At 71.4% G+C, this 17238-nt stretch carries 14 protein-coding genes; 12 read left to right on the top strand and 2 right to left on the bottom strand.

Annotated elements, in window-relative coordinates:
- Positions 1-35 precede the first annotated feature (35 nt).
- The 4 genes from OG883_RS22075 to OG883_RS22060 all read left to right on the top strand — a co-directional run bounded on the left by OG883_RS22075 (position 36) and on the right by OG883_RS22060 (position 5291).
- Complete coding sequence (locus tag OG883_RS22075; RefSeq protein ID WP_266543472.1) at positions 36-1400, top strand: NYN domain-containing protein; 1365 nt, start codon at positions 36-38, stop codon at positions 1398-1400.
- 321 nt (positions 1401-1721) lie between these two features.
- Complete coding sequence (locus OG883_RS22070) at positions 1722-2747, top strand: C40 family peptidase (RefSeq protein ID WP_266543469.1); 1026 nt, start codon at positions 1722-1724, stop codon at positions 2745-2747.
- A 235-nt stretch (positions 2748-2982) separates the two neighbouring features.
- Entirely contained in the window at positions 2983-4014 is a 1032-nt protein-coding gene (locus OG883_RS22065) for an NlpC/P60 family protein (RefSeq protein ID WP_266543466.1), read from the top strand.
- A gap of 110 nt (positions 4015-4124) precedes the next feature.
- Positions 4125-5291, top strand: a complete 1167-nt coding sequence (locus tag OG883_RS22060) for a hypothetical protein (RefSeq protein WP_266549321.1) — start codon at positions 4125-4127, stop codon at positions 5289-5291.
- A 199-nt stretch (positions 5292-5490) separates the two neighbouring features.
- Here the strand turns inward: OG883_RS22060 and OG883_RS22055 are convergent, their stop codons facing one another.
- Positions 5491-6735: a glycosyltransferase 87 family protein gene (locus OG883_RS22055; RefSeq protein WP_266543463.1), complete on the bottom strand. Its 1245-nt coding sequence runs from the start codon at positions 6733-6735 to the stop codon at positions 5491-5493.
- Between the two features lie 100 nt (positions 6736-6835).
- On the opposite strand from OG883_RS22055, the gene OG883_RS22050 reads away from it, so the two are divergent.
- Complete coding sequence (locus OG883_RS22050) at positions 6836-7978, top strand: glycosyltransferase family 4 protein (protein WP_266543460.1); 1143 nt, start codon at positions 6836-6838, stop codon at positions 7976-7978.
- Positions 7979-8280: 302 nt separating this feature from the next.
- Positions 8281-9900: a GMC oxidoreductase gene (locus OG883_RS22045; RefSeq protein WP_266543457.1), complete on the top strand. Its 1620-nt coding sequence runs from the start codon at positions 8281-8283 to the stop codon at positions 9898-9900.
- Between the two features lie 33 nt (positions 9901-9933).
- Here the strand turns inward: OG883_RS22045 and OG883_RS22040 are convergent, their stop codons facing one another.
- On the bottom strand, positions 9934-11730 hold the full coding sequence (locus OG883_RS22040) for a long-chain fatty acid--CoA ligase (RefSeq protein WP_266543454.1): 1797 nt from the start codon (positions 11728-11730) through the stop codon (positions 9934-9936).
- 302 nt (positions 11731-12032) lie between these two features.
- Between OG883_RS22040 and OG883_RS22035 the strand changes: the two genes are divergently transcribed.
- The 6 genes from OG883_RS22035 (at position 12033) to OG883_RS22010 (ending at position 17023) form a co-directional block, all read left to right on the top strand.
- Positions 12033-12788: a metallophosphoesterase gene (locus OG883_RS22035; protein WP_266549318.1), complete on the top strand. Its 756-nt coding sequence runs from the start codon at positions 12033-12035 to the stop codon at positions 12786-12788.
- A gap of 114 nt (positions 12789-12902) precedes the next feature.
- Positions 12903-13352: an SRPBCC family protein gene (locus tag OG883_RS22030; protein WP_266543451.1), complete on the top strand. Its 450-nt coding sequence runs from the start codon at positions 12903-12905 to the stop codon at positions 13350-13352.
- Entirely contained in the window at positions 13352-14686 is a 1335-nt protein-coding gene (locus OG883_RS22025) for an ArsA family ATPase (RefSeq protein WP_266543448.1), read from the top strand. The genes OG883_RS22030 and OG883_RS22025 overlap by 1 nt, the downstream gene beginning before the upstream one ends.
- A gap of 65 nt (positions 14687-14751) precedes the next feature.
- Positions 14752-15192 carry a DUF5304 domain-containing protein gene (locus tag OG883_RS22020; protein WP_266543445.1) on the top strand — a complete coding sequence of 147 codons (441 nt, stop codon included), beginning with the start codon at positions 14752-14754 and terminating at the stop codon, positions 15190-15192.
- A 66-nt stretch (positions 15193-15258) separates the two neighbouring features.
- Positions 15259-16200 (top strand): ROK family glucokinase, encoded by a 942-nt coding sequence (locus tag OG883_RS22015; RefSeq protein WP_266543442.1) that lies wholly within the window; start codon positions 15259-15261, stop codon positions 16198-16200.
- A gap of 70 nt (positions 16201-16270) precedes the next feature.
- The gene (locus OG883_RS22010; RefSeq protein WP_266543439.1) at positions 16271-17023 is read left to right on the top strand and encodes an endonuclease/exonuclease/phosphatase family protein; all 753 of its coding nucleotides are present in this window, start codon (positions 16271-16273) and stop codon (positions 17021-17023) included.
- The last annotated feature ends 215 nt before the right edge of the window (positions 17024-17238 follow it).

The following is a 17238-nucleotide window of genomic DNA, read 5'->3' as shown; positions in this document are numbered from 1 at the left end:
GGGAGCGGCCCGAACGGGTAGTGGGGTGACGGATTGTGGAGCAGCCTGCAAGCGGCGCTGAGCCGGCCGGTGCGGCCGGTGACGGCGCCGCGGAGGCGCTCGACCGCCCGCTGCCGGAAGGCGTACGGCGCAGGGTCGTCGCGCTGGTCTCGGATGCCTTCGGCGGTCTGACCGTCGGCGAACTTCCGGCGCAGCTGCGTCAGTACGCCCGTTTCACCCCCACCCGGCGCGCCAAGTTCGCGGGCAACGCGATGGCGGCCGCCCTGGAGAGCGATCCCCTCTTCCGCCAGCGCATCGGCGAGCGGCTCAGCCAGGCCCAGCCCGAGCTGTCCGGAGCGCTGGAGGCCGGATCGCCGCCCGCCGCCGCGGACCCCGTCGATGTGGCCGCTGCCGCCTATGTGCTGCGACCCACCGGATGGGTGAAACTCGTCGCCGCCGCGGGTGAGGAGGCTCAGCGCGCGGACGCCGAGCGTGCCGACGAGGCGAGCCGGCGCGAGCTGGAGCAGCTGCGCGCGGAGCTGGCCGAGGCGCGCACCCAGACCCGGACCGAGACCGAGCGGTTGCGCAGCGAGCTGGAGACGGCCCGCAAGGAAGCGGAGTCGCTTCACCGGAAGCTGCGCAGCGCCGTGAGCGATGTGAAGCGCGGCGAGGCCGCCCTGCGCCGTACGCACGCCGAGATCGAGACGATCAGGTCGGAGGCCGCGGCCCAGGTGTCGGCGGCCGAGAGCGAGAGCAGGCGGCTCAAGGCGCGGCTCGGCGAGGCGGAGGCGGCCGTGGAAGCCGGCCGCCGGGCAGCCCGCGAGGGCCGCTCCGTCGAGGACATGCGGCTGCGGCTGCTGCTGGACACGGTGCTCGACGCGGCCCAGGGGCTGCGTCGCGAGCTGGCCCTGCCGCCCGCCGGTATCCATCCCGCGGACACGGTCGACGCGGTCCAGCCGGGCCGGATGTCGCCCAAGGACATCGCTGCCCGCGCGCTCTCCGAGACCGATCCGGCCCTGCTCGACCAGCTGCTCGCGCTGCCGCAGGCGCATCTGGTGGTCGACGGCTACAACGTCACCAAGACCGGCTATCCGACGATGCCGTTGGAGAAGCAGCGGCTGCGGCTGCTGGGCGGTCTCTCGATGCTGGCGGCGCAGACCGGGGCCGAGATCACCTGTGTCTTCGACGGGGCGGAACTGGCGGCGCCGGTGCTGCTGGCGCCGCCCCGCGGGGTGCGGGTGCTCTTCTCCAAGGCTGGTGTGACCGCGGACGAGCTGATCCGTCAGCTGGTGCGTGCGGAGCCGCCCGGCCGGCCCGTGGTGGTCGTCTCCACCGACCGCGAAGTCGCCGACGGAGTGGCGAAGGCCGGCGCCAGGCCGGTCGCGTCCGTCTTGTTGCTGAAGCGGCTTTCGCGCGTCTAGTAACTACAGTGCCAAATGCCCGAATTAACACTCCTCGTGACGGACATAGTGTCAAGTGGCCACTACTACGCGTGTGATGCGGGTAAAGAATGCGCTCGGTGGCCGAGATTTTTCTTGCGAGGATTTGAACTGATCACAAGAAGGTCACTAGGGTCAGGCCTCGAACCTTCGCGCGGTTGATCGCCCATCCGGGGCGACAGCGAAGGAACCGCCGAGTCCGCGCAGTTCGGCCCCATTCCCCGGGGGGCCTGAAAGCGCTGACACCGGGGATTACCCCCCCACAGCCCGGTAGGCGGCTCGAGGAAGAAGGAGCTCGCCTTCGTGGCGTCCCACCGTCGTCCCAAGCAGCCGAGCCGCACCCGCGTGACCGTGCTCACCGCGACCGCCGCTGCGGCCGTGGCCCTGACCGCTCAGACGGCCCAGGCCGACCCGAAGCCGAGCAAGAGCGACGTCAAGGCCAAGGTCGACAAGCTCTACGAAGAGGCGGAGAAGGCCACCGAGAAGTACAACGGGGCCAAGGAGCAGCAGGACAAGCTCGAGGAGCAGGTCGACGCGCTCCAGGACAAGGTCGCCCGCGGTCAGGACGAGCTCAACACCCTGCGCGACGGCATCGGTTCGGTGGCGAGCGCCCAGTACCGCTCCGGCGGCATCGACCCCGCCCTGCAGCTCTTCCTCTCGGCCGACCCGGACAGCTACCTGGACAAGGCCTCCGCGCTGGACCAGATGGGCGCCAAGCAGACCGACGCGCTCGCGGAGATCCAGGCCAAGCAGCGAACTCTCGCGCAGCAGCGCCAGGAGGCCCAGGACAAGCTCGGCGACCTGGCCGACACCCGCAAGGAGCTCGGCGAGAAGAAGAAGGAAGTCCAGGGCAAGCTCGCCGAGGCGCAGAAGCTCCTGAACACCCTCACCGCCAAGGAGCGCGCCGCGCTCTCCGCCGACGAGTCCCGTGCCAACCGCGCCAGTTCACGTGCGGACCTCGGCAACGCGGTCCCGGCCTCGCAGCGCGCCTCCGCCGCGTTCGCCGCCGCCCAGGGCAAGATCGGCTCGCCGTACGTCTACGGCGCGTCCGGCCCCAGCTCCTTCGACTGCTCCGGGCTGACCTCCTGGGCGTACGCGCAGGCCGGTGTCTCCATACCGCGCACCTCGCAGGCGCAGGCCAACGCCGGTACGCGCATCTCCTCGCAGAGTGACCTCCAGCAGGGTGACCTGGTCATCTTCTACGGCGACATGCACCACGTCGGCTTCTACGCGGGCAACGGCCAGGTGCTGCACGCCCCCAAGCCCGGGGCCAATGTCCGCTACGAGTCGATCAACAACATGCCGTACATGTTCGGCGTGCGCATCTGACGCGCCGGTCCGGCGGGCCGACCCGGCACGCCGATCCGACGCGTTGACACGCCAGTCACACCCGCCCGAACGGGCGAATTGCTTCACCTCCCGATGACGTCGTGCCCCGCCGGTGACCTGTGGTCTCCGGCGGGGCGTCACTTTGTGTGCCCGGTGCGGTCTTTGGCCGCTCCGTGTCCGCCCGGCTACTGTCTGCCGCGCAACATCCCTCGTACAGCGGAAGGGAGCGCGGCCTGTGGCGTCCCATCGCCGACCCTCACAGTCCGGCCTCACTCAGAGTGCCCGGGTCACCGTCCTGTCCGCCGCCGCGGCAACAGCCGCGGCGGCCCTCGGCGGCGCACCCGCGAGCGCCGACCCGCGGGACACCGCCGAGGCCACCCGGGCCAAGGTCGACCGGCTGTACGAGGAGGCCGAGAAGGCCACCGAGCACTTCAACAAGGCCGGCGAGCGGGTGGAGACGCTGCGCGAGCGGGTCGAGCAGGCGCAGGACAGCGTCGCCCGCGGCCAGGAGCGCATCAACCGGATGCGGGGAGCGCTCGGTTCGGTGGCGGGCGCCCAGTACCGCTCGGGCGGAATGGACCCGGCGCTGGCCCTGCTGCTCTCCGGGGACCCGGACACCTACCTCGACAGGGCCGCGACTCTGGACCGCATCACCGAGCGGCAGACGACCGCTCTGCAGGATCTCCAGCGGGCGCAGCGGGGGCTCGGCCAGCAGCGCGCGGAGGCCACCGAGGACCTTGCCGAACTGGAGCGCAGCAGGGTGGCCGTCGCCCGCCACAAGCGCACCGTCGAGGGCAAGCTCACCCAGGCGCGGCAACTGCTGAACTCCCTGCCGGCCGAGGAGCGTGACGCCTTCGACCGGGCCTCCCGCTCCGGCCGCGGCGAGACGCTGCCCGCGCTCTCCGGCCTCGCGCCCTCCTCGTCGCGGGCCGCCGCCGCGGTGATGGCGGCCCGCAGCGTCGTCGGCCGCCCCTATGTGTGGGGCGCCAACGGCCCCTCCGGCTTCGACTGTTCGGGACTCACCCAGTGGTCGTACGCCCAGGCGGGCGTCGCGCTGCCGCGCACCTCGCAGGCGCAGCGGTCCGCGGGCCGGCAGGTCTCGCTCGCGCAGGCGCAGCCCGGTGACCTGGTGACGTACGGCGACGATGCCGGCCATATCGGGATGTACATGGGCAACGGGCAGGTGGTGCACGCGCCGTACCCGGGTGCGTCGGTGCGGTACGACCCGGTGGGCATGATGCCGGTCTCGTCGGTCACCCGCGTCTGACCGCACTGTCGTCCGGCCGCACCGTCGTTACGTACGATCGGCAGGTGGCAGGTCAGGGGCCCACACGGCGTGAGGCGATACGGAGTACGGCGGGGCTGGGCCTCGCCGTCCTGCTGACGGCGTCCGGCTGTACGGCCCCCGAAACGTCCGACACCGCCGTACGCGCCATCCAGCGGCTGCTGGACGGGCGCGCGGCCGCCGTCCTCGGCCATGACCGCGGCGGCTATCTGGCCGCTCTCGCCCCCGGGGCAACGCGGCTGCGGGCGGCGCAGCTCAAGGAGTTCCAGAACCTCGCGCAGGTGCCGCTGCGCTCCTGGGAGTACCGGCTGGGGAAGGTACGGCGCCAGGGTGGGCGGGCCGTCGCCGAGGCCGAGCTGCGCTACCGGATCGACGGCTACGACACCGCCCCGGTGACCGCCCCCCGCACCCTGGAACTCGCCGAGCGCGACGGCCGCTGGTACGTGACCGCCGACCGCGCGGCCAAGGGTGGCGCCCAGCAGCTCTGGCAGCAGGGCGAGGTCACGGCCGTACGGGGCAGCCGCAGCCTGATCCTCGGGGTCGGCCAGGACGCTGAGAGGCTGCGCGCGCTCGCGGCGACCGCCGACCGCGCCGTGCCCGCCGTGTCCGACGCCTGGCCCGGCAGCTGGGCCGGGCGGGTGGTCGTCCTGGTGCCGCGGTCGCTGGAGGCCATGGGCTCCCTGCTGGGTGCGCCCGCGGCCGGATACCGGGGGATCGCGGCGGTCACCACGGGTGAGAGGGCGGCGGCCGGAACGTCGCCCGCGGACCGGGTGATCGTCAACCCGGAGGCGTACGGCGTGCTCGGCGACTTCGGCCGGAGCGTCGTGCTCACGCATGAGACCACCCATGTGGCGACCCGTGCGCACACCTCCGCTGCCACCCCCATGTGGCTCTCGGAGGGCTTCGCGGACTGGGTGGCGTACCGCGGCACGGGCCACCCCACCGGGCAGGCCGCTCCCGAACTCCAGCGCGCGATCCGGCGCGGCGAGGTACCCGCGGCGCTGCCCGACGACAGCGACTTCGCCTTCGGCGCCGGCGCCGACGCCCTGGCGCGCGCGTACGAGGGCGGCTGGCTGGCCTGCGAGCTGATCGCGGCGCGCTGGGGCGAGAAACGCCTGACGGCGTTCTACCGGGCGGTCGGCGAGGGGCAGCACCGGGCGGGGGCGGACGAGAAGGCGCTGAACGATGTGCTGGGTACGACGCCGGGGGAGTTCACCGTGCGCTGGCGGGATTATCTGCGCGAGCGGCTCGGCGGCTGATCAGCCTGCGGGCGGCTCTGTGGCCGGTCAGCCCGCGAGCGGCTCGGTGGCCGGTCAGCTCTCCAGCCGTGCGATGGCCCGGCTGAGTCACTCCTTTCCGGCCGTACCCGTCGCGCGGGCGATCCGCAGCATCCCCGGCGGAAGAGGTCACCCGCCTCCAACCCCTACTGCCTCGCCGCCGCGGCTCCCGGCCCCGGGATCAGGGAGCCAGCAGTTCCTTGCCGAGGTCGGGCCGAGCGGAAAGGCTCTGCCGACGGCCCGGCTCGGTCACCGTCTGCCGCCACAGCCGGCCGCACGCGGTCAAGGTCGCGGCGACCAGCAGTCCGTTGCGTACGGCAAGGAGCAGCAGCCCCAGCACGTCGCTCGCCACCACATGCGAGAACCAGAGCGGGAACTCGAGCAGCGTCATCCCCGTCGCCGCCAGCACCAGCCAGGCCGGCAGCGTCATCCGGCTCTCGCGGAAGGCCAGGCAGACAGCGGCCAGGCCGACCAGCCAGATCATGTACTGGGGGCTGATCACCCGGCTCGTCGTGGTGAACAGCAGGACGGCCGTCAGGGCCGCGTCGCACGGGGTGCTCGGCCCGAGCACCCGCGACCGCAGCCGCCAGGCCGCGAGCCACCCGAAGGCGAGGAGCGCGAGACCGAGGGCGAGGGTGGTGACGAGGGGGACGTAGGGGCCGAGGAACTCCACCGACCCGTAGTTGAGCGTCACCCCGCCCCGCCAGCCGAAATGCCGTGCCACATGGAAGACCAGCGCGCCCAGCGATTCGACCTCGGTCCCCCGGTCGCGCTGAAAGGTGAGGAAGGCCAGTGCCCCCGGCATCGAGGCGGACAGAAACAGCATCAGCCCGGCCGTCACGCCCGCGGCGGTGGCCCACGAGCGGCGGGTGGCCCGGCCGCGCGGGGTGCCGACGAGCAACAGCAGCGGCCACACCTTCAGCAGCGCGCCGAAGCCGGCCAGCGCGCCCAGGATCCACGGACGGCGCGCCCCGGCGAGCAGGGCGGCGACGGCGACGGCCGTCACCATCAGGTCGTAGCGGGCGTAGGCGGTCGGGCCGAGCAGCGGCACCCCCCAGGCCCACACCCACATGCCTCGCCTCGACGTGGCGGGCTGCCCGCCCGCGTACCGCAGCAGGCCGAAGACCAGCGCGTCGCAGAGGAGGGAGAGGACGAAGAAGGCGGAGGCGTAACCGAGGAAGGGCAGCACGGCGGGGGAGAGGATCGCGAGTGCGGCGGCGGGCGGGTACTGCCAGGTGGCATCGTCCAGCGGAAAGGTGCCGGTCCTCAGCACCTCGTACCAGCTCTGGTAGATCACCGAGACGTCGCCGGTGACATCGGGGCCCGGGACCGTGAGCACATGGAAGACGCAGAGCAGCAGCACGCTCCTCGTCACGATCCAGACGATGAGCGCGAGCCTGCCACCGCCCGAGCGTGCGCCCTCCATGAGCACCTCGTCCGTTTCATCCGCGAATGGGGGTGCCCATGATGCCGGGCGGGACTCTGCCCGAGCGGTGAGGCGGGGCCGTTCGGTACTGTCGGCGGCGATGCACAAGACCTTGATCGTGACCAACGACTTTCCGCCCAGGCCCGGCGGTATCCAGGCATTCCTGCACAACATGGCGCTGCGTCTGGACCCCGAGGAGCTCGTTGTCTACGCCTCCACCTGGAAGCGGAGCCGTGAGGGCATCGAGGCGACCGCCGCGTTCGACGCCGAGCAGCCGTTCACTGTCGTACGGGACCGTACGACGATGCTGCTGCCGACCCCGCGCGTCACCCGGACGGCGACCCGGCTCCTGCGTGAGCACGGCTGCGAATCCGTGTGGTTCGGCGCGGCCGCCCCGCTCGGGCTGATGGCTCCCGCCCTGCGCAAGGCGGGTGCGCGGCGGCTGGTGGCCACCACGCACGGCCATGAGGCGGGCTGGGCGCAGCTGCCCGCGTCCCGGCAGTTGCTGCGCCGGATCGGCGAAGGCACGGACACGATCACCTATCTGGGTGAGTACACGCGCTCCCGCATAGCCGCCGCGCTGACCCCCGAGGCGGCCGGCCGTATGGTCCAGCTGCCGCCCGGTGTCGACGAGAAGACCTTCCACCCCGACTCGGGCGGCGACGCGGTCCGGGAGCGGCTCGGTCTCGCCGGCCGGCCCGTGGTGGTGTGTGTGTCCCGGCTGGTGCCGCGCAAGGGTCAGGACACGCTGATCCTCGCGATGCCCGCGATCCTGGCGCAGGTGCCGGACGCGGTGCTGCTGATCGTGGGCGGCGGCCCGTACGACAAGGAGCTGCGCAAGCTCGCGCGGGAGACCGGGGTCACCGATTCCGTACACTTCACCGGCTCCGTGCCCTGGGCGGAGCTTCCCGCCCACTACGGCGCGGGTGACGTCTTCGCCATGCCCTGCCGCACCCGGAGGGGCGGTCTCGATGTCGAGGGCCTCGGAATCGTGTATCTGGAGGCATCGGCGACCGGTCTGCCGGTCGTCGCCGGCGACTCGGGCGGTGCCCCCGACGCCGTACTCGACGGAGAGACGGGATGGGTCGTCCGCGGCGGCTCCGCCGAGGAGTCGGCGGAGCGGATCGTCGCGCTGCTCCGGGACCCGGAGCTGCGGCGGCGGATGGGCGAGCGCGGCCGGGCGTGGGTGGAGGAGAAGTGGCGCTGGGACCTGCTCGCGGAGAAGCTCAGGACGCTCCTCTGACGGCGCCCGGGCGGTAGGCCGGGGGCGGCACGCGCCGGGCGATGGGTGCCCCGTGATACTCGCCGGGCCGGCGGCACCCCGGACGTGAGCGGCGCGGCGTCCGGTCCGCTGCGGCGCGGCTTCTGATCCGCACCGCGGCGACGCGGCTCCCGCACCGCACCGCGGCGCGGCTTCCCGTCCGCCGGACCGGTCGTGGCCGACGTCCTGCGGTCCCGCGGCCGAAGGCGCACTCTTGACGGTCTTTCAGATTTGGGTCCACGCGACATATAGGCGGAATCGGATATTCCGCTCATGATGCGCTCATGACACCACATCTGACGCGTCGTCAACTGCTGGGCCTTGCCGCCCTGCAGGCGGCGTCCGCGCTCGGCTTCACCCGCATCGGTCTCTCCTCGGCAGCCGCCGAGGAGCCCTCCGCCACCGACTACGCCCCCGCCGTCGTGATCGGCTCCGGCTACGGCGGCGCCGTCGCCGCCCTCCGCCTCGGTGCGGCGGGCGTCCGCACCCTCGTCCTCGAGATGGGCCGGCTCTGGGAGACCCCGGGCCCGGACGGAAAGATCTTCTGCAGCACCGGAGCGCCCGACCAGCGCTCCATGTGGTTCCGCACCCGCACCGAGGCCCCGCTGGCCACCTTCCTGTGGCTGGATGTCGTCAACAAGAACATCAGCTCCTACCCCGGCGTCCTCGACCGCGTCCGCTACGCCGACATGTCCGTCTTCGTCGGCCGGGGCGTGGGCGGCGGATCGCTGGTCAACGGCGGGATGGCGGTGACCCCGCTGCGCAGCTACTTCTCCGAGGTCCTTCCCCAGGTCGACGCCACGGAGATGTACGACACGTACTTTCCGCGGGCCCGCCAGATGCTCGGCGTCAACACCGTCGATCCGGCCTGGTTCGAGTCCACCGAGTGGTACCGCTTCTCGCGGATCTCCCGCAAACACGCCCACAACGCCGGCCTGAGGACCGTCTTCGTACCCAGCGTCTACGACTTCGGCTACATGCAGCGCGAAGCCGCGGGCCAGGCGACCAGGTCCGCGCTCGCCGGGGAGGTCATCTACGGCAACAACCACGGCAAGCGCAGCGTCGACAAGACCTATCTCGCCGCCGCGCTCGGCACCGGCAACGTCACCATCGAGACCATGCACCGGGCCAGAGGCGTCCGCAGAGAGCCCGACGGCAGCTATGTGCTGACCGTCGACCGTACGGACACCGCGGGCCGGGTCGTCGAGACGAGGGAGATCGGCTGCCGGCAGCTCTTCCTCGGCGCCGGCAGCCTCGGCACCACCGAACTCCTGCTGCGGGCCCGGGAGAAGGGCACGCTGCCCGGACTCAGCACCGAGGTCGGCAGGGGCTGGGGCCACAACGGCAATGTGATGACCGGCCGTGCCAACCACATCTGGGACACCGTGGGGGCGAACCAGGCGACCATGCCCACCATGGGCATCGACGACTGGGCCAACCCCACCCACCCGGTCTTCGCGGAGATAGCGCCGCTGCCGATGGGGTTCGAGCACTGGATCAGCCTCTATCTGGCGATCACCAAGAACCCGGAACGCGGCACGTTCTCGTACGACGCGGCGAGCGATTCCGCGAAGCTCAACTGGAGCCGGTCGCAGAACCAGCCCTCCGTCAACGCGGCCAGATCGCTCTTCGACCGCATCAACAGGGCCAACGTCACGATCTACCGCTACGACCTGTTCGGCGGCAACAAGACCATCGCCGACGACTTCACGTACCACCCGCTGGGCGGCTGCGTGCTGGGCCGGGCCACCGACAACTACGGTCGCGCCAAGGGCTGTTCGGGGCTGTACGTCATCGACGGCTCACTGGTCCCCGGCTCCATCGGGGTCAATCCGTTCGTCACGATCACAGCGCTCGCCGAACGGAACATGGCCCGGATCCTGGCCGAGGACCCCATGGGGTGATCAGGGACTGCTCAGCCCCTGATCACCCGCGTGTCAGCCTCGGTAGATCGCTTCGATCTCGTCGGCGAAGTCCTTCGCCACCACGTTGCGCTTCAGCTTCAGCGACGGGGTGATGTGCCCCGCCTCTTCAGTGAACTGGGAGCTCAGGATGCGGAACTTCCGCACCGATTCCGCCTTGGACACGGCCGCGTTGCCGTCGTCCACCGCCTGCTGGATCTCCGCATGCAGATCCGGGTCGTCGCGCAGCGCGGCCGCCGTCGATCCGGCCGGCTTGCCGTGTTCCGAGGCCCAACGCCCCAGGAACTCCTCATCGATGGTGACCAGCGCGCCCACGAACGGCCGCCCGTCGCCCACCACCATGCACTCCGCGATCAGCGCATGCGCGCGGATGCGGTCCTCGATCACCGCGGGAGCGACGTTCTTGCCGCCCGCGGTGACCAGGATCTCCTTCTTGCGGCCCGTGATCGCGAGGTAGCCGTCCTCGTCCAGGGTGCCGATGTCGCCCGTGTGGAACCAGGCGTCGGTCAGCGCCTCCGCGGTTGCCGCCTCGTTGTTCCAGTAGCCCTGGAAGAGATGCTCGCCGTGCAGCAGCACCTCGCCGTCGTCCGCGATCCGCACCACGGAACCCGGCAGCGGCTGACCGACCGTGCCGATCTTCTGCCGGTTCCACGGGTTGAAGGCGGTCGCCGCGCACGACTCGGTGAGGCCGTAGCCCTCCAGCACCGTGAAGCCGATGCCGCGGAAGAAGTGCCCGAGCCGCTCGCCCAGCGGCGCACCGCCGGAGATCGCGTACTCGCCGCGTCCGCCCAGCACCGCCCGCAGCTTGCTGTAGACGAGCCTGTCGAACACCTTGTGCTTGATCGTGAGGCCGAGCGGCGCACCCTGCGCGGTGCTGGTGGCCCGGCTGTAGGCGATCGCCGTGTCGGCGGCCTTGTCGAAGATCTTGCCCTTGCCGTCCGCCTGGGCCTTCGCCCGCGCCGAGTTGTAGACCTTCTCGAAGACGCGCGGCACACCGAGGATCAACGTCGGCCGGAAGGAGGCCAGCTCATCGGTGAGGTTCTTGATGTCCGGTACGCAGCCGAGTTTGATCGGCGCCATCACGGCCGCGAGCTCGACCATGCGGCCGAAGACATGCGCGGCCGGGAGGAAGAGAAGCACGGAGCTCTCGCCCGTACGGAACAGGGGTTTGAGGCGCTCGACCAGATTGCCGATCTCCGCGAAGAAGCTGCGGTGGGTGAGCACGCAGCCCTTGGGGCGGCCGGTGGTGCCCGAGGTGTAGACGATCGTCGCCGGGTCGTCCGCCTTGACGCTCGCGCTGCGCTCGTCGACCGTCTCCTCGCTGACGTCGGCACCGGCCGCTGTCAGCTCCTCGACCGCGCCCTTCTCGATCTGCCAGACATGGCGCAGATCGGTCAGCCGGTCACGTACCGACTCCACGGCGGCGGCATGCGCGTCGCCCTCCACGATCACGGCGACCGCGCCCGAGTCTCCCAGGATCCACTGGACCTGTTCGGCCGAGCTGGTCTCGTACACCGGGACGGTGACCGCGCCGGCGCTCCAGATCGCGAAGTCGAGCTGTACCCATTCGTACCGGGTGCGGGACATCAGTCCGACCCGGTCGCCGGGCTGGATACCCGCGGCGATCAGGCCCTTGGCAGCGGCCCGCACCTCCGCGAGGAACTGGGTGGCGGTGACGTCCGTCCAGACGCCTGCCACTTTGCGGCTCATGACCGCGACATCGGGATGCTGCGCGGCATTGCGGCGGATGAGATCCGTCAGGTTGCCGTCCGAAGGGACCTCGTACAGGGCCGGAAGGCTGAACTCGCGCAAGACTGCTGCTCCTCATCGGGCGCCGGCGCCACGGCTCTGTGTGATGCACCGGCTGCGGTCCAAGATCGGGCAGGTGCTCAGTGGGGTGAGCACGACTGGACTGCCCGGACGTTACCCACCAGTACTCGGTTCCGGATAGGGGGTTCCGGCCAGATGTTCGCTGCGTCACACGCTTATGGCTGTACTTTGCGCAGAGTAGTCCACGCGCGTGACGACTCGGTAGATCGGCTGGTTCGGCCCCCTACTACCCAGTCGGAACAGGGCGTTCTAGGGTGATCGCCATGCGAGGCATGCGAGTCAATGTGGTCAGTGACGTGCACGGGAATGCCAAAGATCTCGCCATGGCGGGCGACGGCGCCGATGCGCTCATCTGCCTCGGTGACCTTGTGCTCTTCCTCGACTACGCCGACCACTCGCGCGGCATCTTCCCCGATCTCTTCGGTGTCGAGAACGCCCATCTGATCGTGGAGTTGCGCACCGCCCGCCGCTTCGACGAGGCCCGTGAACTGGGGCGCCGACTCTGGGCCGGCCTCGGGGCGGACCGGGAGAGCGTCATCGAGTCCGCCGTGCGACGCCAGTACGCCGAGATGTTCGCGGCCTTCCCCACCCCGACGTACGCCACCTACGGCAATGTCGACATACCGGCACTGTGGCCGGAGTACGCGCGTCCGGGAACCACCGTCCTCGACGGCGAGCGCGTCGAGATCGGCGGCCTCGTCTTCGGCTTCGTCGGCGGCGGGCTGCGTACCCCGATGCGTACGCCGTACGAGATCTCCGACGAGGATTTCGCCGCCAAGATCGAAGCCCTCGGTGAGGTCGATGTGCTCTGCTCGCACATTCCGCCGGAGGTTCCCGAACTGACGTACGACACCGTCGCGCGCCGCTTCGAGCGCGGCAGTCACGCCCTGCTGGATGCCATCCGCCGCACCCGGCCCCGGTATGCCCTGTTCGGCCATGTCCACCAGCCGTTCGCCCCCCGGATGCGCGTCGGGGCGACGGAATGCGTGAACGTCGGGCATTTCGCCTCGACCGGGCGGCCGTGGTCCCTTCAGTGGTGACAGCGGGCCCCGGTCAGTGGTGACAGCGGGCCCCGGAGTGACGGGCGGTCGGGTCGCGATAGCCTTCACACCACAACACCCCCGGTCCGTACCGCACTGTGAGGAGCCGCAGCGATGGCGGAACACACCAGCTCGAGCATCACGATCGAGGCGGCGCCGGCCGATGTCATGGGCGTGATCTCCGACTTCACCCGCTACCCGGAGTGGACCGGCGAGGTGAAGGAGGCCGAGGTGCTCGCCACCGACGCCCAGGGCCGTGCCGAGCAGGTCCGGCTGGTGCTGGACGCCGGCGCGATCAAGGACGACCACACCCTGGCGTACACCTGGAACGGCGACAACGAGGTCAGCTGGACGCTCGTGAAGTCCCAGATGCTGCGCGCCATCGACGGCTCGTACACCCTTGCCGCGGTCGGCGCGGGTGACCGCACCGAGGTCACCTACCAGCTCACCGTCGACGTCAAGATCCCCATGCTCGGAATGATCAAGCGCAAGGCCGAGAAGGTCATCATCGACCGCGCCCTGGCCGGTCTGAAGAAGCGCGTCGAGAGTGGGCCTGCCGTCTGATGCGCAAGGTCCTCGTCACCGGCCTCGGCGGCGCGGGCCGTACGACGACCGCCGCCGCGACCGCGCTCGCCGCGGCCCTGCACGGCAGGCGCACCCTCTTCCTGTCCGCCGACCCCGGCGACGTCCTCGGCACGCCTGTCACCGCGCACCTCGGTGAACCGGCCGAGGTCACCGACGGGCTGTGGGCTGCCCGCATCGAGCCGGGCGCCGACTTCCGCGCCGAGTTCCTGAACCTCCAGGAGCGCAGCTCGGCCGCGTTCGACCTGCTCGGCGCGAGGCCGTTGGAGGACGAGGAGCTGACCGAGCTCCCCGGCAGCGAGCAGTTCGCGCTGCTGCGCGCGCTGACGGTCGCGGCGCGCGGCGACTGGGACGTACTCGTCGTCGACATGCCGACGCTGTACGAGACCATCGCCCTGCTCGCCCTGCCCGAGCAGCTGCGCCGCTATCTGCGCCGCCTGCTGCCGCCCGAACGGCAGGCCGCCCGCGCGCTGCGTCCGATGCTCGCCCAGCTCGCCGGCGTACCGATGCCCGCGCAGTGGCTGTACGAGACCGCCGAACGCTGGGACACCGAACTGGCCGGAGTCCAGTCGGTGATCGAATCCCGCAACACGAACCTGACCGTGGTCGCCGAACCCGGACCGGCGGCCGCCGACGCCGTACGCACCGCCCGCGCCGGGATGGCGCTGCACGGGCTGGGCGGCAGCGGGCGCGGACCGGGCGGAAACGGGCGCGGACTGGGCGGCAGCATGCGCGGGCTCGGCGTCGACATGATCGTGGCGAACCGGATCGTGCCGCGCGACTCCGCGGACACCTGGCTCGCGGGACTCGCGGCCCAGCAGCAGAAGTGCCTGGACGAGTGGCACCACGCCTGGGCCGTCGTGGGCCCGGCCCCGGTCTGCGAGGTACGCCACCTGGGCAGGGACCCGCGCGGCCTGGACGACCTCACCCTCCTGCAGGCCGGGTCGTCCTGTGCCCCGGTCGAGAACCGCTTCGACGACGACGCCTCTGAGCTCGTCGGGCTCCACGAGCTCCACGGGCTGACCGTCGCGCTCCACTGGGACCGCGAGGAGCGGCGCGAGGACCCCTGGCGGGTCGAGGAGCCCGCCGACGACTCCACGTTCAGCTGGCACCTCGACCTGCCCGGTGCCGTCAAGGAAGAGCTCTCCCTGGTGCGCCGCGGGGATGAACTGCTGATCACGGTCGGCCTGTTCCGCAGGATCGTTCCCCTGCCCTCCGCGCTGCGCCGCTGCACCGTCGCGGGCGCCGGCCTCACCGACGATGTGCTGAGCGTCCGTTTCACTCCGGATCCCGGCCTGTGGCCGCGCGCACGCTGAACGCTCAGTCCCCGTTCGGGTAACGTCGAGGGTACAAACCCTCAGTCCTGCCGCAGGAGTACGCCATGAGCGATGCCACCGAGCGTCCCACCGTCGATTCCGACGCCTGGGCCAAGGCATGCGCCGAGGACCTGGACGCGGAGAAGGCCCGCCGCCGCGCCCAGTACGCCGCGGAGCCCGGCTCCGCCGCCGAGGAGTTGCGCCGGCTCTTCGACGTGGTCGCCGAGAAGGTCACCGCGTTCCAGTCGTCGATGCCGGGCATGGCCGCGCAGAACGCCGTACAGCACCTGGTGTACCAGGCGAAGTCCGCCGTCGAGCCGGTCATCGAACGCAACCCCGAGATCTTCGACCATCTCGCGGCCGCGGGCGGCGAACTGCTGGCCGCCTATCGATCCGCAGTCGAGGGCCATGAGCGACGCTGGACCCAGGGGCCGGCCGACTCCAAGGACGCCACGGACCCGCGTGACGAGGGTCCCGGGGCGAGCGAGCACATCGACCTGGACTGACCAGGCCCGTGCCCGCCCTCGGGTACGGTTGGCCGTAGCGGGGCTCGACCGAAAACTGAGGGACACATGGGACTCACCATCGGCGTCGATATCGGCGGCACGAAGATCGCGGCGGGCGTGGTCGACGAAGAGGGCACCATTCTCGAGACGCACAAGGTGCCGACCCCGTCGACCCCCGAAGGCATCGTCGACGCGATCTGCGCGGCCGTCGCCGGAGCCGGCACGGGACACGACATCGAGGCCGTCGGCATCGGTGCCGCCGGATACGTCGACGACAAGCGCGCCACTGTCCTGTTCGCGCCGAACATCGACTGGCGCCACGAGCCGCTGAAGGACAAGGTCGAGCAGCGCATCGGTCTTCCGGTCGTCGTCGAGAACGACGCCAACGCGGCAGCCTGGGGCGAGTACCGCTTCGGTGCGGGCCAGGGTCACGAAGACGTCATCTGCATCACCCTCGGCACCGGGCTCGGTGGCGGCATCATCATCGGCAACAAGCTGCGCCGCGGACGCTTCGGCGTGGCGGCGGAGTTCGGCCACATCCGTGTGGTCCCGGACGGTCTGCAGTGCGGCTGCGGCAGCCAGGGCTGCTGGGAGCAGTACGCCTCCGGGCGCGCCCTCGTCCGTTACGCGAAGCAGCGCGCCAACGCCACCCCGGAGAACGCCGCGGTTCTGCTGGGCCTGGGCGACGGCACGGTCAGCGGCATCGAGGGCAAGCACATCAGCGCGGCCGCCCGGCAGGGCGACCCGGTCGCGGTCGACTCCTTCCGCGAGCTGGCCCGCTGGGCGGGCGCTGGCCTGGCCGATCTGGCCTCGCTCTTCGACCCGTCGGCGTTCATCGTCGGCGGCGGGGTCTCGGACGAGGGCGAGCTGGTCCTCGACCCGATCCGCAAGTCCTTCCGCCGCTGGCTGATCGGCGGCCAGTGGCGCCCGCACGCCCAGGTGCTGGCGGCCCAACTGGGCGGCAAGGCCGGTCTGGTGGGCGCGGCGGACCTGGCGCGCCAGGGCTGACACCCGTACGTACGACAGGGCCCGCCGCGTCCGCCGAGGATGTGGCGGGCCCTGTCGTATGTTGATGCGCATGTCGATCACCGAGCTTCCCAACTCCCGTACCGAGCCGGACGGTTCGGCCGTGATCCGGGTGCTGAGCTACAACATCCGCTCGATGCGCGACGACGAGGACGCGCTGGCCCGGGTGATCCGCGCCTGCGCGCCCGATCTGGTGTTCATCCAGGAGGCGCCGCGCTTCTTCCGCTGGCGCAAACACGCGGCCCGGCTCGCTGCCAAGAGCGATCTTGTGATGCTGACCGGGGGCGCCACCGCGACGGGGCCGCTGCTGCTCTGCTCGCTCCGCGCCACCGTGGAACGCACGGAGGACGTGCTGCTGCCGCTCACTCCCGGCCTGCACCGGCGTGGCTTCGCCACGGCGGTCGTACGCATCGGGGGCGCCCGGATCGGGCTGCTCAGCTGCCATCTGAGCCTGCAGACCGACGAGCGTTACGCGCAGGCCGGGATGCTGCTGGAGAGGCTGGACGCGATGGACGTGCCGCACGCGATCGCGGCCGGCGACCTCAACGACCGGCCCAGCGGGCGGACCTTCCGCAGACTGGCGGGGGCGCTCCAGGACGGGTGGGCGGTCGCGCCGTGGGGCGGTGAACACACCTCGACCCCCGACGACCCGCACCAGCGGATCGACGCGATCTTCGCGACGGCAGGCGTCGAAGTGCTGGGCTGCGGCGTGCCGTTGGACCTCCCGGGCATCACCCGGGCGGACCTGCGCGCGGCCACGGACCACCTTCCGGTCCTGGCGGCGCTGCGGGTCCCGGCGGGCTGAACCAGAGCCGGCGGACGGCGTCCGGTGCAGCCGGCCGAAGCCCGTGCGGCGCCCGGCACCGGGCGGTGCGAGGGCGTCATCAGCCGGAACCCTCCTGCGCGCGGCCGCGGACCACCTTCCGGTACCGACGGCACCGGTGACCCGGCGGGCTGAGCAGGGCCGGCGGGCTGAGCAGGGTCGGCGGCGCCGGGACTCCCGGCGGGGCCCGGCGTGCC

It is taken from the genome of Streptomyces sp. NBC_01142, assembly GCF_026341125.1.
In the GTDB taxonomy this organism is placed as follows: Bacteria; Actinomycetota; Actinomycetes; order Streptomycetales; family Streptomycetaceae; genus Streptomyces.
Note: the sequence above shows the minus strand (reverse complement) of the source record. Positions and strands in the feature narration are given on the sequence as shown.

Coding starts and splice junctions, on each gene's coding strand:
- OG883_RS22045 (WP_266543457.1), top strand. CDS start 8,281: ATGACACCACATCTGACGCGTCGTCAACTGCTGGGCCTTGCCGCCCTG.
- OG883_RS22010 (WP_266543439.1), top strand. CDS start 16,271: ATGTCGATCACCGAGCTTCCCAACTCCCGTACCGAGCCGGACGGTTCG.
- OG883_RS22015 (WP_266543442.1), top strand. CDS start 15,259: ATGGGACTCACCATCGGCGTCGATATCGGCGGCACGAAGATCGCGGCG.
- OG883_RS22050 (WP_266543460.1), top strand. CDS start 6,836: ATGCACAAGACCTTGATCGTGACCAACGACTTTCCGCCCAGGCCCGGC.
- OG883_RS22020 (WP_266543445.1), top strand. CDS start 14,752: ATGAGCGATGCCACCGAGCGTCCCACCGTCGATTCCGACGCCTGGGCC.
- OG883_RS22025 (WP_266543448.1), top strand. CDS start 13,352: ATGCGCAAGGTCCTCGTCACCGGCCTCGGCGGCGCGGGCCGTACGACG.
- OG883_RS22030 (WP_266543451.1), top strand. CDS start 12,903: ATGGCGGAACACACCAGCTCGAGCATCACGATCGAGGCGGCGCCGGCC.
- OG883_RS22055 (WP_266543463.1), bottom strand. CDS start 6,735: ATGGAGGGCGCACGCTCGGGCGGTGGCAGGCTCGCGCTCATCGTCTGG.